13 protein-coding genes and 1 tRNA gene are annotated in these 13,810 nt (G+C 66.8%); 5 read left to right on the top strand and 9 right to left on the bottom strand.

Annotation, left to right across the window (positions count from 1 at the left end):
- Positions 1-82 precede the first annotated feature (82 nt).
- Positions 83-427 carry an ATPase inhibitor subunit zeta gene (locus tag IEY14_RS04055; RefSeq protein WP_188906898.1) on the top strand — a complete coding sequence of 115 codons (345 nt, stop codon included), beginning with the start codon at positions 83-85 and terminating at the stop codon, positions 425-427.
- 297 nt (positions 428-724) lie between these two features.
- Here IEY14_RS04055 and IEY14_RS04050 read toward each other — a convergent pair whose 3' ends face one another.
- On the bottom strand, positions 725-1,345 hold the full coding sequence (locus tag IEY14_RS04050) for a GNAT family N-acetyltransferase (RefSeq protein ID WP_188906897.1): 621 nt from the start codon (positions 1,343-1,345) through the stop codon (positions 725-727).
- Positions 1,346-1,436: 91 nt separating this feature from the next.
- On the opposite strand from IEY14_RS04050, the gene IEY14_RS04045 reads away from it, so the two are divergent.
- Both IEY14_RS04045 and IEY14_RS04040 read left to right on the top strand, forming a co-directional pair.
- A complete protein-coding gene (locus tag IEY14_RS04045) occupies positions 1,437-2,351 on the top strand; it encodes a LysR substrate-binding domain-containing protein (protein ID WP_188906896.1) in 915 nt (304 codons plus the stop codon).
- Positions 2,348-3,256: a dihydrodipicolinate synthase family protein gene (locus IEY14_RS04040; protein WP_188906895.1), complete on the top strand. Its 909-nt coding sequence runs from the start codon at positions 2,348-2,350 to the stop codon at positions 3,254-3,256. Before IEY14_RS04045 ends, IEY14_RS04040 begins: the two co-directional genes overlap by 4 nt.
- Positions 3,257-3,447: 191 nt before the next feature.
- Here IEY14_RS04040 and IEY14_RS04035 read toward each other — a convergent pair whose 3' ends face one another.
- From IEY14_RS04035 to IEY14_RS04020, 4 genes are all read right to left on the bottom strand, one after another.
- On the bottom strand, positions 3,448-4,128 hold the full coding sequence (locus IEY14_RS04035) for a spermidine synthase (RefSeq protein WP_188906894.1): 681 nt from the start codon (positions 4,126-4,128) through the stop codon (positions 3,448-3,450).
- A 546-nt stretch (positions 4,129-4,674) separates the two neighbouring features.
- A complete protein-coding gene (locus IEY14_RS04030) occupies positions 4,675-8,478 on the bottom strand; it encodes a vitamin B12-dependent ribonucleotide reductase (RefSeq protein WP_188907382.1) in 3,804 nt (1,267 codons plus the stop codon).
- Between the two features lie 492 nt (positions 8,479-8,970).
- Entirely contained in the window at positions 8,971-9,465 is a 495-nt protein-coding gene (gene gpt / locus IEY14_RS04025) for a xanthine phosphoribosyltransferase (RefSeq protein WP_188906893.1), read from the bottom strand.
- Positions 9,466-9,550: 85 nt separating this feature from the next.
- Entirely contained in the window at positions 9,551-10,303 is a 753-nt protein-coding gene (locus tag IEY14_RS04020) for a competence/damage-inducible protein A (protein ID WP_244639284.1), read from the bottom strand.
- Positions 10,304-10,497: 194 nt separating this feature from the next.
- On the opposite strand from IEY14_RS04020, the gene wrbA reads away from it, so the two are divergent.
- On the top strand, positions 10,498-11,097 hold the full coding sequence (wrbA, locus tag IEY14_RS04015; protein WP_188906892.1) for an NAD(P)H:quinone oxidoreductase: 600 nt from the start codon (positions 10,498-10,500) through the stop codon (positions 11,095-11,097).
- 57 nt (positions 11,098-11,154) lie between these two features.
- Here the strand turns inward: wrbA and IEY14_RS04010 are convergent, their stop codons facing one another.
- The 4 genes from IEY14_RS04010 to IEY14_RS03995 form a co-directional block, all read right to left on the bottom strand.
- On the bottom strand, positions 11,155-11,346 hold the full coding sequence (locus tag IEY14_RS04010; protein ID WP_188906891.1) for a hypothetical protein: 192 nt from the start codon (positions 11,344-11,346) through the stop codon (positions 11,155-11,157).
- Positions 11,347-11,484: 138 nt separating this feature from the next.
- On the bottom strand, positions 11,485-11,913 hold the full coding sequence (locus tag IEY14_RS04005) for a carboxymuconolactone decarboxylase family protein (protein ID WP_188906890.1): 429 nt from the start codon (positions 11,911-11,913) through the stop codon (positions 11,485-11,487).
- Positions 11,819-12,271 carry a MerR family transcriptional regulator gene (locus IEY14_RS04000; RefSeq protein WP_188906889.1) on the bottom strand — a complete coding sequence of 151 codons (453 nt, stop codon included), beginning with the start codon at positions 12,269-12,271 and terminating at the stop codon, positions 11,819-11,821. Before IEY14_RS04000 ends, IEY14_RS04005 begins: the two co-directional genes overlap by 95 nt.
- An 88-nt stretch (positions 12,272-12,359) precedes the next feature.
- A tRNA-Leu gene (locus IEY14_RS03995) sits at positions 12,360-12,444 on the bottom strand.
- Positions 12,445-12,541: 97 nt separating this feature from the next.
- Between IEY14_RS03995 and ilvA the strand changes: the two genes are divergently transcribed.
- Positions 12,542-13,801 carry a threonine ammonia-lyase IlvA gene (ilvA, locus tag IEY14_RS03990; RefSeq protein WP_188906888.1) on the top strand — a complete coding sequence of 420 codons (1,260 nt, stop codon included), beginning with the start codon at positions 12,542-12,544 and terminating at the stop codon, positions 13,799-13,801.
- Positions 13,802-13,810 lie beyond the last annotated feature (9 nt).

The raw sequence follows: 13,810 nt of genomic DNA, 5'->3' as shown, positions 1-13,810 counted from the left end.
TCGCTTCGCTCCCGCTGCGCCATTCCGCTCCGCCACCCTATATGGAGGGTCGCGAGGGGACGTTCTTTCTGAGGAGAGGCAGATGAGCATTTTCCCGGACCGCGAGGCGGCCTTCGAGCGCAAGTTCGCGCATGAGCAGGAAGTGGCCTTTCTCGCGCGGATGGCACGCGACCGACGCTTCGGCCTTTGGGCGGCCCATATGTTCGGCATCGGCGAGGCGGAGGAAGAGGACTATGCCCGCGCGCTCGTCAATCTCGACCTTGCCGGCAAGGGCGACGAGGGCCTGATCGAGAAGGTGATGGAGGATTTCCGCCGGCACGAGATGACCGTGCCACGCGAAGATATCCGCCGCGCCCTGCTGAAGGCGGAGGCCGCCGCGCATCTGCAATTGCGCAACGTGGACGGGACTTCGGTGGTCAGCCGCTAGACCCGGCCACGATCCGGTCGATGACGGCGGCGAGAAGTCTGCCGACGACCTTTGGGCGCTTCTTGGCAGACCGCGAAGCGCCCCCGTCGTTTTTCCCGCTCGTGGCGCAAGCAGCGCCCTGAATTCGACTTCTCCAGATCATTGATTCAACTTATTTTTCAGGCGCTGCTTTATTCGGCGGCTCTCTATCGCGAGTTTCAGTCACAGTTCAGCGCGACGCTTGCCCTTCGGGCGGCAGACGAGACGTTCCAGGATCTTCACGGCTGGATCGCCTCCCAACTCGACCGCGACCTGATGCTATTCACGCTGGCCGAGAAAGCCGGCATGAGCCTTCGCAGCTTCTGCCGGCGCTGTCGAAGCGGGACGGATCGTATGCCGGCGGAAGGGGTGGAGATCATCCGGAAGGCGCTTGCTGAGGATCACGCTTCGGGAGTTCGTGTGCGACCATTGCGCATGTTCGACGAAGCGGTAGCCGAGACGCGTGTACCAGTCGACCAGATGCGTAGCGGGCTCGGCCGTGTCGAGGGCGAATTCATGGGCGCCGCTCGCAAGGGCAAGGCGTTCGGCATCGCGTAGGAGCCGCAGGCCGATCCCACGCGCCTGGATCGCCGGATCGACCGCGAACTGGCCGAACGAGGCGACCTCGGGCCGGTCGTACCAGGAGCATCCCGCGGTCTGTTCCGGACTGCGGAAAAGGATCGTCCCGACGATCCTGCCACCATCCACCGCGACGAGGCAGGTGCCGCCCTCGACCCGCTCGCGCGTGACGGCCTCGCTCTGATGGGTTGCCATGTAGCGAAGGCCCATGCGCGCGAGGCGTCCATAGGACGAATGAAGCAGCGCCGTCAGCTCCGAAAGGAAGTCGGAGGCGAGAAGCGGGCGGACGAGGAGCAGTTCGGTCCGGGGGGAGGTGGACATGAGGAGGTTCCATCTTGGCCTCCTTTGGTGGCGGCCTTTCCGTCCGCGGACAATCGAGTTAGCCTGCGGCACCTGTCAGGAAAGCTCACGAATGAGACGCCGCCTTCCGCCTCTGAACGCGGTGAAAGCGTTCGAATGCGCCGGCCGGCTCGGAAGCTTCGCCGCCGCCGGAGCCGAGCTTGGCGTCACCCACGGCGCGATCAGCCGCCAGGTCGCAATCCTAGAGGACTGGCTCGGCTTGCGCCTGTTCGTCAAGCATGGGCGCGGGCTCGCCTTGACGACGGCGGGTCGGCAGTTCCTGGTGGAGGCGACGGGGCTTTTGGATGGCCTCGCCGCTGCCAGCGAGGCGATGACCTGGCGGCATGGATCGCGGCTGCTCCGGGTCAACGCGCCGCAGACCTTCACGATGCGCTGGCTGATTCCGCGCCTGCCAAGCTTCGCTGCCCTTTACCCGGAGGTCGAAATCCGCCTGTCGGCCTCGATCGCCCCGGTCGAAACGATCGCCGACCGGTTCGATATCGCGATCCGGCGAGGGGCGATGGGTGCCGCCAGTACGCCCTTCCTCGCGGAAACCTGCGTCCCCGTGGCGAGCCCATCCCTTCCGGCTGATCGCCCGGTCGTGCAGCTCCGTGATCTCGATGCGCACACGCTCCTTCATGCGGAATCCGTCGCCCATCTCTGGCCGGACTGGCTGAGGCAGGCGAATTGTCCTGACGTGCGGGGCCGCTCGCAACTTCGGTTCGAGCCTTTGTATCATTCGCTCCAGGCGGCGATCGATGGTGTCGATATTGCGATCGGTCCGAGCGCGCTTGTGGCATCGGACATTGCGCAAGGACGACTGGTCCCGCTATTCCCCGATCGTCCGATGGGCATGGCCGACTTCCACCTGCTGGTCGCGCCGGGCCGCGACGCGGGCCGCAGAAGGCTGGCGTTTCGAAACTGGATCGAGACGGCTGGCTTGGGACCGCATGACAGTATCGCTGCCGCCGGCAGGTTTACCTCATGAACATCGCCGCCCGACACCATCCCTTCCACGGTATGTCGGCTTTTCCCCTCACGCCGGCGGATGCCGCCGGACGCGTCGATGCGCAAACGCTGTCCCTGCTCCTGGAGCGCCTTTGCGAGGCGCAGGTCGACTCGATCGGTCTCCTCGGCTCGACAGGCACCTATGCCTACCTGACGCGAGAGGAGCGGCGCCGTGCAGTCGCGGCGGCGGTCGAATGCGTGGGAGGGCGCGTGCCGCTCATCGTCGGCGTCGGGGCGCTGCGGACGGATGACGCCGTGGATCTCGCCCGCGATGCCGAAACGTCCGGTGCGGACGCGCTTTTGATGGCGCCGGTCTCCTACACACCGCTGACCCAGAACGAGGCGTTCGAGCACTATCGGGCGGTGGCCTCGGCATCCGCCTTGCCCTTCTGCGTCTACAACAATCCCGGCACCACGCACTTCACCTTCGGCATTGAGCTTCTGGAGCGCCTGTCCCACCTGCCGACGATCCGAGCCGTCAAGATGCCGCTTCCGGCCGGCGGCGACATCGCCGGCGAGTTGGCGGCCTTGCGCGAGCGGACCGATCTCGCGATCGGCTATAGCGGCGACTGGGGCATGGTGGAGGCGATGCTGGCGGGAGCGGATGCCTTCTACAGCGTGCTCGGCGGACTCCTGCCGTACCCGATGCTGGCGATCGCCAGGACCGCGAGCGCTGGTGAGGCGCAGGAGGCAAGGCGCCTCGACGACCTGCTCCAGCCGCTGTGGAATACCTTCAAGGCCTATGGCAGCCTGCGCGTGATGTACGTGCTGCTCGAAGCTCTCGGGCTCGGACAAGCGCAGCCGCCACGCCCGCTGCTTCCCCTGGACGCCAGAGCACGAAGCGAGATCCTCGCCGCAGTTGATTCCCTGCTGTCCGACCGCTGAGGCGCAGAAGTACGGTCGTCCTGTGAAGCCGTTCGTTTCCGGGCAAGCGAGACAAGGCAGGCAGCGGCGGAGAAGATCAAAAGCGGATCGGCCGGTTGCCGGACGTCCGATCCTCATGCTTCGAAGGGCTCGGCTGTCGAGGTGCCCTCGGTCCTTGAACCGCCCGGTAAGGGAATCTCCGGGAATGATGCTCAGGTCTGACGGGCGGCCTTCGTGGCGAACCAGAGCACATGCTTTGTCCCGCGCCCGCGTCCGGCCTTCACACGCAACTCCTCCACTTTGAAGCCGGCGCGGCCGAGGCGCAGGGTGAAGGCCGGGTCCGGCCCTTGCGACCAGACGCCAAGGATGCCGCCCGGCGTCAGCGCCCGCAGGGAGATGGCAAGGCCGGCCGACCCATAAAGCCGATCATTGCCGCTTCGCGTCAGGCCGCCTGGCCCGTTATCGACGTCGAGGAGAATCGCATCGTAGGCACCGCGTGCCCGGCCGATCATCTCCGCCACATCTTCCACGGCAATGGCGACACGGGGATCAGACAGCGCTTCGCCGAAGAGATCGGCCATCGGCCCCTTCGCCCATTCCACGACGCCCGGCACGAGTTCGGAGACGGTGATGCTGGCCTTCGGCGGGAGGCTCGCCAGCGCGGCACGCAATGTGAAACCCATGCCGAGACCGCCGATCAGGACACGCGCGGCGGTGCGCGGGCCGATCCGCTCTGCCGCCAGCGTGGCCAGGGCCTCCTCCGAGCCGCTGAGGCGGCTGTTCATCAGCTCGGTCCCGCCGATCATGATGGAATATTCCGGTCCGCGCCGCATGAGACGCAGTTCGCCGCCGCCCGGAACGGGTGCGGTTCCAAGCGGCACCCAAGGAATCAACGGCCGACCCTCTTGGCGAGGGCGCCTCGGCACTCAGCTTCGGTGAGGTGGAGAGGAGGGGGCATCAGCAGGCTCGCTCAAGGGACAAGGAAACGTCCGCTATACGCGGAGCATCACGGAAGACTCAAACGACTTGGAGCGGGCGAAAGCGGGCGGACCGCTTCTGAGCGTTCGCGTTCGCGTCCGCAACTTGAGACGGCAGTAGTGAGTGGCTCTCGGACAGTCCGCTGTCCGAGACAGACGGTTGCGAAGCTGCCGAACCTCCGACCTCGTCCGGCGTGAGGATCGACGTCCCGAAGCGTTCGCCGCAATTGAGACAGCGGTATCGCATTGCCATGGGCACCTGGGCTCTCCTCAGGGATTCACGAAATGTTCCTCTTGTGATGTCCGACCGCCCCTGGAGGGACGGTCGGTTTTCTTCATCGCTGTCCGATTGCGTCCCTTCGGGCGCTGCCGGAGGTAACCGAGCTTCCAGTGCGATCGAGCGAACCATTGCGGCGCCGAGCGGGATTCGCTGACGTCGCAGGGGCCTATCTTAGGCTGGCGTCAGCTGCAGCCGCTTGTACTTCCGCAGGTGTCGCATTTCAGGCAGGTGCCGTTGCGGACCATCGTGTAGTTGCCGCATTCCGAGCAGTTGTCGCCCGTATAGCCCTTCATCATCGACAGCGTCCGGCGTTCCGTCTCGGCGGCGCGGGGGGCGGTGTCGCTGCGCTCGGCCGGCCGCGGAGCGGCGGTCTCGAACAGCGCCTGGGCCGGCGAGGCCTCGGCCGCCGGGGCGATGTCGCGGCGGAAGCCGGTGGCCGCCTCGGCGCTCGGCTGGACGGCGAGGGCGCTGGCGCGGGGGCCAGCGGCCGCCGTCGCGCGCGGCGTCGAGCTGGTCGCTCCGGTGCGGATCGGCGCGGCGGAGGCCGTCGCGGGGGCCCCGCCGGCCGCGCCGGCCGGCTCGTTCGAGGCCACGACGCGGAACTTCGCCGTCTGGCCGCGCACCATGCCGGAGGAGATCGGCAGGGAGGCGGGCCTGTCGTCGCCGGCGCCGCGATTCATCGTCGAGGCGATGTCGTCCGGCTGGACATGGGCGAGGTCGTTGCGGCCGAGATAGGAGATCGCCAGCTCGCGGAACACGTAGTCGAGGATCGAGGTCGCGTTCTTGATCGCGTCATTGCCCTGCACGAAGCCCGCCGGCTCGAATTTCGTGAAGGTGAAGGCGTCGACATATTCCTCCAGCGGCACGCCATATTGCAGGCCGAGCGACACCGAGATGGCGAAGTTGTTGATGAAGGCGCGCAGCGCCGAGCCTTCCTTGTTCATGTCGAGGAAGATCTCGCCGAGACGGCCGTCGTCATATTCGCCGGTGCGCAGGAAGATCGTGTGGCCGCCGATCTTGGCCTTCTGCGTATAGCCCTTGCGCCGGCTCGGCAGCTTCTCCTGGCTGCGCACCACCTTCTCGACCGTGCGCTCGACGATCCGCTCGATGATGCGCTCGGCGACTTCCGTCGTGCGCGCGGCGGCGGGCGCGGCGAGAAGGGCCGCGGCGGCGTCCTCCGCCGCGTCGTCGTCGTCCTCGCCGTCCTCGATCAAGGAGGCGTTCAGCGGCTGCGACAGTTTCGAGCCGTCGCGATAGAGCGCGTTCGCCTTCAGCGCCAGCTGCCAGGACAGCATATAGGCCTTGTTGCAGTCCTCGACGGTGGCGTCGTTCGGCATGTTGATCGTCTTGGAGATCGCACCGGAGATGAAGGGCTGCGACGCCGCCATCATGCGGATATGCGATTCCACCGAGAGATAGCGCTTGCCGATGCGCCCGCAGGGATTGGCGCAGTCGAAGACCGCGAGATGCTTCTCCTTCAGATGCGGCGCGCCTTCGAGCGTCATCGCGCCGCAGACATGGACATTGGCCGCTTCGATCTCCTTCCTGGCGAAGCCGAGGAAGGGCAGGAGCTCGAAGCTCATGTCGGCGAGCTGCGCGTCGGAAACGCCCAGCCGGCGCATGGCCTCGTCGCCGAGCGTCCAGCGGTTGAAGACGAACTTGATGTCGAAGGCCGATTTCAGCGCGCCGTTGATCGTCTCGATCTCGGCCTCGGTGAGGCCCTTGGCCTTCAGCGAGCCGAGATTGATCGCCGGCGCCTGGTTGAGATTGCCATGGCCGACGGCATAGGCCTCGATCTCGCCGATCTCGGCTTCCGAATAGCCGAGCGTGCGCAGCGCCTCCGGCACGGCGCGGTTGATGATCTTGAAATAGCCGCCGCCGGCCAGCTTCTTGAACTTCACCAGGGCGAAGTCGGGCTCGATGCCGGTCGTGTCGCAATCCATCACGAGGCCGATCGTGCCGGTCGGCGCGACGACCGAGACCTGCGCGTTGCGGTAGCCGTGGCGCGCGCCGAGCTCCACCGCCTCCGTCCAGGCCGCCTTGGCGCGGCCCGACAGGCGCTTGTCCTTCAGCGAGGCATGGTCGAGCGGCACCGGATCGACGGACAGCGCCTCGTAGCCATTGGCGATGCCATGGGCGGCGCGGCTGTGGTTGCGCATCACGCGCAGCATGTGCTCGGCATTGCGCTCGTAGTCGGGGAAGGCGCCGAGAACGCCCGCCATCTCCGCCGAGGTCTTGTAGGCGATGCCGGTCATCAGCGCCGAGATGGCGCCGCAGATGGCACGGCCTTCCGCCGAATCGTAGGGAATGCCGGCCGTCATCAGGAGGCCGCCGATATTGGCGAAGCCGAGGCCGAGCGTGCGATAGTCGTAGGAGCGCTGGGCGATCTCCTTCGAGGGGAACTGCGCCATCAGCACCGAGACCTCGAGGACGATCGTCCAGAGGCGCGTCGCATGCTCGAAGGCGACCGTGTCGAAACGCCCGTCCGCCTCGCGGAACTGCAGGAGGTTGATCGAGGCGAGATTGCAGGCCGTGTCGTCCAGGAACATGTATTCCGAGCACGGATTGGACGCGATGATCGGGCCGGCGGCCGGGCAGGTGTGCCAGTCGTTGATCGTCGTATGGTACTGGATGCCGGGATCGGCCGAGGCCCAGGCGGCATAGCCGATCCGGTCCCAGAGGTCCTTCGCCTTCAGCGTCTTCGTCACCTTGCCGGTGATGCGGGCCGTGAGGTTCCAGTCGCCGTCATTCTCCACGGCATGCAGGAACTCGTCCGTGACGCGCACCGAATTGTTGGAATTCTGGCCGGCCACCGTCAGATAGGCTTCCGAGTCCCAGTCGGTGTCGTAGATCGGGAACTCGATCTCCTTGAAGCCCTGGCGGGCGAACTGGATCACGCGCTTGGCGTAGTTCTCCGGCACCTGGGCGCGCTTCGCCTCGCGGACGGCGCGCTTCAGCGCGGGGTTCTTCAGCGGGTCGAAGCAGTCGTCGCCCGAACCCTCGCAGTTCACGCAGGCCGAAAGGATCGCCTTCAGATGCTTGGACACGGTCTTCGAGCCGGTGACCAGCGCCGCGACCTTCTCCTCCTCGCGCACCTTCCAGTTGATATAGGCCTCGATATCCGGGTGATCGATGTCGACCACCACCATCTTGGCGGCGCGGCGCGTCGTGCCGCCGGACTTGATGGCGCCCGCCGCGCGGTCGCCGATCTTCAGAAAGCTCATCAGGCCGGAGGACTTGCCGCCGCCGGACAGCCTCTCGCCCTCGCCGCGCAGCTTGGAGAAGTTCGAGCCGGTGCCCGAGCCGTATTTGAACAGGCGCGCCTCGCGCACCCAGAGATCCATGATGCCGCCCTCGTTCACGAGGTCGTCCGCCACGGACTGGATGAAGCAGGCATGCGGCTGCGGATGCTCGTAGGCCGAAGCCGAGCGCGTCAGCTCGCCGGTGCGGTAGTCGACATAGAAATGGCCCTGGCCGGGGCCGTCGATGCCATAGGCCCAGTGCAGGCCGGTATTGAACCATTGCGGCGAGTTCGGCGCCACCTTCTGGGTCGCCAGCATGAAGGCCAGTTCGTCGCGGAAGGCGCGGGCATCCTCCTCGGACTTGAAGTAGCCGCCCTTCCAGCCCCAATAGGTCCAGGTGCCGGCGAGCCGGTCGAAGACCTGACGCGCGTCCATCTCCGAGCCGTAGCGCTCGGCCTCGGGCAAGGCCGCCAGCGCCGTCTCGTCGGCGACCGAGCGCCAGAGCCAGGAGGGAACGTCGTTCTCCTCCACCTTGCGCAGCCGCGCCGGCACGCCGGCCTTGCGGAAGTATTTCTGCGCCAGGATGTCGGCCGCGACTTGGCTGAACTGCGCCGGCACGTCGATATCGGCGAGGCGGAACACGACCGAGCCGTCCGGATTGCGGATCTCGCTCGTCGCCTTGCGGAATTCGACGGCCTGATAGGCGCTCTCGCCGGCCTTGGTATAGCGGCGCTCGATTGTCATGCCCATCGGTCCGGTCCTTGTCCCATGCAGAAGGCGGCAGGACGCGCCAAAGCCTTCGCCGAATCCTTTCGGCGCCGGTCAATCGCTGCGATTTGCCGTTATCTAGTGTCTAGGTTCGACCCATCCACTACATATAGTGTAGGTGAGTCGGGTCTGCTCGTCCAGCCGGGGCCCGGCGCTCATGATTCAGAATGGTTAAAACTTGAGGGAAGGGGCCCCACGGAGTCGAGACTCAAGTTTTCAAGGGTTCCAAGGTTCCAGGACCCGGGACCTTATCCACAGCTTCCATCATCGACGTGGCGGCAAGTTCCATCAGCCTGTCATCTTGCGCAAGGCCGATGATGATCGCCGAGGATCGTTAACCGTTGCTGTGGATGGCGCCGTGGAAAACGGGGAAAATCAGGATCTTCTTAGCCGCGCCTGATTCGGCGGCCAGATGGGTCCGCGCGGGGCCGCGCCGCCGATGGCGCGAGGCCCCCCGCGCAAGGCGGTTCAGCCCGCGCTGCCCTTCGAGAGCGGCGCCTGGAAGGCGAGGCCGAGATCCCACGGGAAGAAGATCCAGGTGTCCTGGCTGACCTCGGTGATGAAGGTGTCGACCAGCGGCCGGCCCTTCGGCTTGGCATAGACGGTGGCGAAATGCGCCTTCGGCAGCATGGCGCGGACGATGGCGGCGGTCTTGCCGGTGTCGGTCAGGTCGTCGACGATCAGGATGCCGTCGCCGTCCTCCTCGAGGAGGCTCGGATTGATCTCCTTCAGGATCTTCAGTTCCCCCTGCTCGTCATAGTCGTGATAGGAGGCGATGCAGACGGTCTCGATGAGGCGCGTGCCGATCTCGCGCGAGATGATGGCGGCCGGCACCAGCCCGCCGCGCGTGATGCAGACGATCGCCTTCCAGTCCTCGCGAATGCCGGCCAGCCGCCAGGCGAGGGCGCGCGCATCGCGGTGGAACTGATCCCAGGAAACGGGAAAGGACTTGTCAGGGGTCATCGTGGCGCCTTCCGGTGTCGTTTCCCCGAGCGGTTAAGCGAATCGCGCGGCGGGGCGCAATATGCCGGCCGCGCGCGGCGGTTGCTTATGAAGCGCTCTTCGCCTCGAAATCGGCGAGCATCGCCGCCACCGCCTGCCGCGCCGCCTCCAGCGCCGCCGCGTCGCGCGAGCGGATCACCAGTTCGGTCGAGTGGCGCGTGCCGTCGAAACGCGGGTAGGAGCCGATCGACGTGCCCGGATGGCTCTTCTGGATCTCGCGCAGCGGGCCGCCGATATCGCCTTCCGGGAAGCGGCAGTCCAGCGCCGCGCTGACGATCGGCACGCCGGTCGGCAGCTCCTTCAGAACGTTGTCCAGCATCGCCTGGAAGATGGAGGGCACGCCGGCGAGGACGAAGACGTTGTCGACCCGGAAGCCGGGCGCCACCGAGACCGGATTGTCGATGAGCGTCGCGCCTTCCGGCATGCGCGCCATCCGCCGCCGCGCCTCGGTGAATTCGATGCCGCGCTCGGCATAGCTCGCCGCAAGGCGCCGCAGCGCTTCCGGCTCCTCGCCGACCGGCAGGCCGAAGGCGGCGCCGATCGCGTCCGCCGTGATGTCGTCATGCGTCGGGCCGATGCCGCCGCAGGTGACGACGATGTCATAGGCCCGGCGCAGCGTGTTCACCGTGTCGGCGATCTGCGTCGGCTCGTCGCCGATGATCCGCGCTTCCTTCAGGTCGATGCCCGCCAGGGTGAAGAGCTCGGCGAGATGGCCGATATTCTTGTCCTTGGTGCGCCCGGACAGGACTTCGTCGCCGATCGCGATCATGGCGGCGGTGGGGGCGGGGCTGGCGGTCATGGTGCGCGTCTCTCGGGCCTTCGCCGCAGTAGGAGGGGCAGGGGCCGGGAAAGGCAAGCCGCCTGTCGTCGCCGCGTTTACGGTCCGTCACGCCGCCCCGGCTTTCCCTCCGCCGCGAAACCCTGTCTTGTCGCCGCGACGCGCTGAGGGATTCGCGCGCTCCCGATCGCGAAACGGCAGGAGGTCCAAAGGCGATGGCGAAGGTTCTCGTTCTCTATTATTCCAGCTACGGCCATATCCGGCAGATGGCCGTGGCCGCCGCCGAGGGTGCCGCCGCCGTCGGCGCCAGCGCCGACGTGAAGCGCGTGCCGGAGACCGCGCCGCCGGAAGTCGTCCAGGCCGCGCATTTCCAGGTGGATAATTCGCATCCCGAGGCGCAGCCGAACGATCTCGCCGATTACGACGCGATCATCGTCGCGGCGCCCACCCGCTACGGCAACATGTCGTCGCAGATGGCGGCCTTCTGGGATCGCACCGGCGGCCTTTGGGCGCAGGGCAAGCTGATCGGCAAGGTCGGCGGCGCCATCTCCTCCAGCGCCACCCAGCATGGCGGCAACGAGGCGACGCTCTTCTCCATCCATAAGACGCTGCTGCATCACGGCCTGATCGTCGTCGGGCTGCCTTATTCCTTCCAGGGCCAGATGGATAACAGCCAGATCGTCGGCGGCTCGCCCTATGGCGCCACCACCATCGCCAGCGGCGACGGCTCGCGCCAGCCGAGCCCGACCGAACTCGACGCGGCCCGTTTCCAGGGCAAGCATATCGCTGAGATCGCGGCGAAGCTCTTCGGCTGAGCGAATGACATCCGGGCCGTGCCGCCGAAAAGGGCGGCGCGGCCGCTCAAATCTGGCTCAGGCCGAAAGGAGAGAATCGGCGCAGAACCCGCGATCCTCGCAGGCGAGTGCCTCGCGCAGGCGGCCGAGGGCCCGGTTCTCGACGCGCAGCCGATCGATCAGCCGCGCCGAGGCGGATTCGCTGAAACCGTCGAGGCGCCGCGCCTCGGACTCGGCCGTGATGAGATCGTTTTCGAACGTTCGCGACATGCCGCGTCTCCGGACAGCCGGCCCATACACGCCGAAACAGGAATGACCGAAGTCAACCATGGTTGAGACGCGCGCGCCAGGGGCGAGCGGCCGAAGCGCGCCTCTTTCCCGATAGCCGGGAATCGATGCCGGGCCGGCTCAGGGTGCCGGCGTGGGCGACGCCGTGTCGGGCGCCCGCGCGAAGACGTCCTTCGCCGCGAACAGACCGTTGAGCGCGGCCGGAAAGCCGGCATAGACGGCCATCTGCATGAGGATCTCCACGATCTCCGCCCGCGTCAGTCCGACATTCAGCCCCGCCTCGATATGGACCTTCAATTGCGGGGCGGCATTGCCCATGGCGGCGAGCGCCGCGATGGTGGCGATCTCGCGCGAGCGCAGGTCGAGGCCGGGCCGCGAATAGATGTCGCCGAAGGGAAATTCGAGGAGATAGGTGGCGAAGTCGGGCGCGATGTCGGCCAGCGCCGCGACCACCCTATGGCCGGCCTCGCCGTCGATCGCGGCCAGCGCCTGCCGGCCGCGCTCCAGGCGGCTCGTCGCGGGTGCGGGGAAGGGCTGCGTCATGGTCATCGCTCCTCTGGTCCGGTTCGGCATAGGCGCCGATCTTGGTATCGAGGACGAGGAGACAGGCGTTCAGCGCTTCGACATGGGCCCGGACTTGGTCGCGATGCTCTCCCAGCAGCGCCCGGCGCTCGGCGGCAGTGCCGGCGCCGGCCTCGCGCAGCCTGGCATAGCGCAGCATCTGCCGGATCGGCATGCCTGTCGTCCGCAGGCGGCCGAGGAACTCGATCCAGGCGAGGATCGAGGCGTCGTAGTCGCGCTGGTGGGAGCGATCGCGATCGGCATGGGGCAGGAGCCCGATGCGCTCGTAATAGCGGATCGTATGGGCCGTCAGCCCCGAACGCCTCGCGAGTTCGCCGATCTTCATGCGCGCCTGTCTCTCGTCACGACGCGGGAGAAGCTACGGGTTCGAGCGCGCTCGAAGTCAAGCACCCATTCGGGCGTCCTTCGCCATGTGGTGCGGACGGCGGGAATCGAACCCGCAATCCCGAAGGCGACGGATTTTAAGTCCGCTGCGTATACCAGTTCCGCCACGTCCGCTCCGTCCGCCTTCCTAATGCCGATGAGGACGCTTGCAAAGCCCGTCCGCCCGGCCCACCCCATGGACAAAAGGCGCGCGCGGGCTTAGCCGGAACGCATGACCGCTCCTTCCTTCAGAACCGGCGTCGAGGACGCCGAACAGGCGCTGCGCGCCCTCTTTCCCGCGACGCCGCTGCAGATCAACGAGCATCTCTCGGCGAAATACGGCGCGCGAATCTTTCTGAAGCGCGAGGATCTCACCCCGGTCCGCTCCTACAAGATCCGGGGCGCCTTCAACTTCATGCGCAAGCGCATCGCGTCCGGCATGACGTCCGGCGCCTTCTGCTGCGCTTCCGCCGGCAATCATGCGCAGGGCTTCGCCTTCGCCTGCCGCTTCTTCGGGCTGAAGGGGCGCGTCTTCATGCCGGTGACGACGCCGCAGCAGAAGATCCAGAAGACGAAGATCTTCGGCGGCGAGGCGATCGAGGTGGAACTCGTCGGCGACTATTTCGACGACTGCTACGCTGCAGCCAAGGCCTATGCCGCGAGCGGGCAGGCGGCGCTGGTGCCGCCCTTCGACCATGAGGACATCATCGAGGGCCAGGCGACGGTCGGCCACGAGATCATGGCGCAGCTCGGCGACGAGCGCGCCGACATGCTGGTCCTGCCGGTCGGCGGCGGCGGCCTCGCCTCGGGCGTCACGCGCTACGTCACGGAATCGGCCGAGGAGCGGCCGGCCTTGCGCTATGCCGAGCCTCTCGGCGCGCCGAGCCTGCGCGTCAGCCTGGAGGAGCGGCGGCTGGTGAAGCTCGCCCAGCTCGAAGGCTTCGTCGACGGCGCGGCGGTGGCCGAGATCGGCGCGATCCCGTTCCAGACCCTGCGCCATGCCCGGCCCGAACAGGTGATCCTCTCGCCGGAAGGCCGGCTCTGCGGCACCATGCTGGAAATGCTGAACATCGAGGGCATCGTGCTCGAGCCCGCCGGCGCCCTCGCCATCGACGCCTTGAACGATCTCGGCCCCGAGATCGCCGGCAAGACGGTGGTGCTGGTCGTGTCCGGCTCCAATTTCGACTTCGAGCGCCTGCCGGACGTGAAGGAGCGCGCGCTGCGCTTCGACGGGCTGAAGAAATACCTCATCCTGCGTCTCGCCCAGCGGCCCGGCGCCCTGCGCGACTTCCTCGGCTATCTCGGGCCGGACGACGACGTCACGCGCTTCGAATATCTGAAGAAGTCGGCCCGCGACTTCGGCTCGATCCTCATCGGCATCGAGACGAAGGACCCGGCCAATTTCGACACCATCTTCCGCCGTCTGGACGACAGCGGCACGGCCTATCAGGACATCACCGACAACCGGATCATGGCCGATCTCCTGATCTGAGCCGGCGCT

Origin of the sequence: Aureimonas endophytica (assembly GCF_014642635.1) — a bacterium.
Taxonomy (GTDB): Bacteria; Pseudomonadota; Alphaproteobacteria; order Rhizobiales; family Rhizobiaceae; genus Plantimonas; species Plantimonas endophytica.
This window is presented reverse-complemented; position numbering and strand designations above follow the sequence as displayed.

What these genes read in the sequence shown, in the direction of transcription:
- IEY14_RS04055 (WP_188906898.1), top strand. Translation starts at nt 83, where the DNA reads ATGAGCATTTTCCCGGACCGCGAGGCGGCCTTCGAGCGCAAGTTCGCG.
- IEY14_RS04050 (WP_188906897.1), bottom strand. Translation starts at nt 1,345, where the DNA reads ATGTCCACCTCCCCCCGGACCGAACTGCTCCTCGTCCGCCCGCTTCTC.
- IEY14_RS04045 (WP_188906896.1), top strand. Translation starts at nt 1,437, where the DNA reads ATGAGACGCCGCCTTCCGCCTCTGAACGCGGTGAAAGCGTTCGAATGC.
- IEY14_RS04040 (WP_188906895.1), top strand. Translation starts at nt 2,348, where the DNA reads ATGAACATCGCCGCCCGACACCATCCCTTCCACGGTATGTCGGCTTTT.
- IEY14_RS04030 (WP_188907382.1), bottom strand. Translation starts at nt 8,478, where the DNA reads ATGACAATCGAGCGCCGCTATACCAAGGCCGGCGAGAGCGCCTATCAG.
- gpt (WP_188906893.1), bottom strand. Translation starts at nt 9,465, where the DNA reads ATGACCCCTGACAAGTCCTTTCCCGTTTCCTGGGATCAGTTCCACCGC.
- IEY14_RS04020 (WP_244639284.1), bottom strand. Translation starts at nt 10,303, where the DNA reads ATGACCGCCAGCCCCGCCCCCACCGCCGCCATGATCGCGATCGGCGAC.
- wrbA (WP_188906892.1), top strand. Translation starts at nt 10,498, where the DNA reads ATGGCGAAGGTTCTCGTTCTCTATTATTCCAGCTACGGCCATATCCGG.
- IEY14_RS04010 (WP_188906891.1), bottom strand. Translation starts at nt 11,346, where the DNA reads ATGTCGCGAACGTTCGAAAACGATCTCATCACGGCCGAGTCCGAGGCG.
- IEY14_RS04005 (WP_188906890.1), bottom strand. Translation starts at nt 11,913, where the DNA reads ATGACCATGACGCAGCCCTTCCCCGCACCCGCGACGAGCCGCCTGGAG.
- IEY14_RS04000 (WP_188906889.1), bottom strand. Translation starts at nt 12,271, where the DNA reads ATGAAGATCGGCGAACTCGCGAGGCGTTCGGGGCTGACGGCCCATACG.
- ilvA (WP_188906888.1), top strand. Translation starts at nt 12,542, where the DNA reads ATGACCGCTCCTTCCTTCAGAACCGGCGTCGAGGACGCCGAACAGGCG.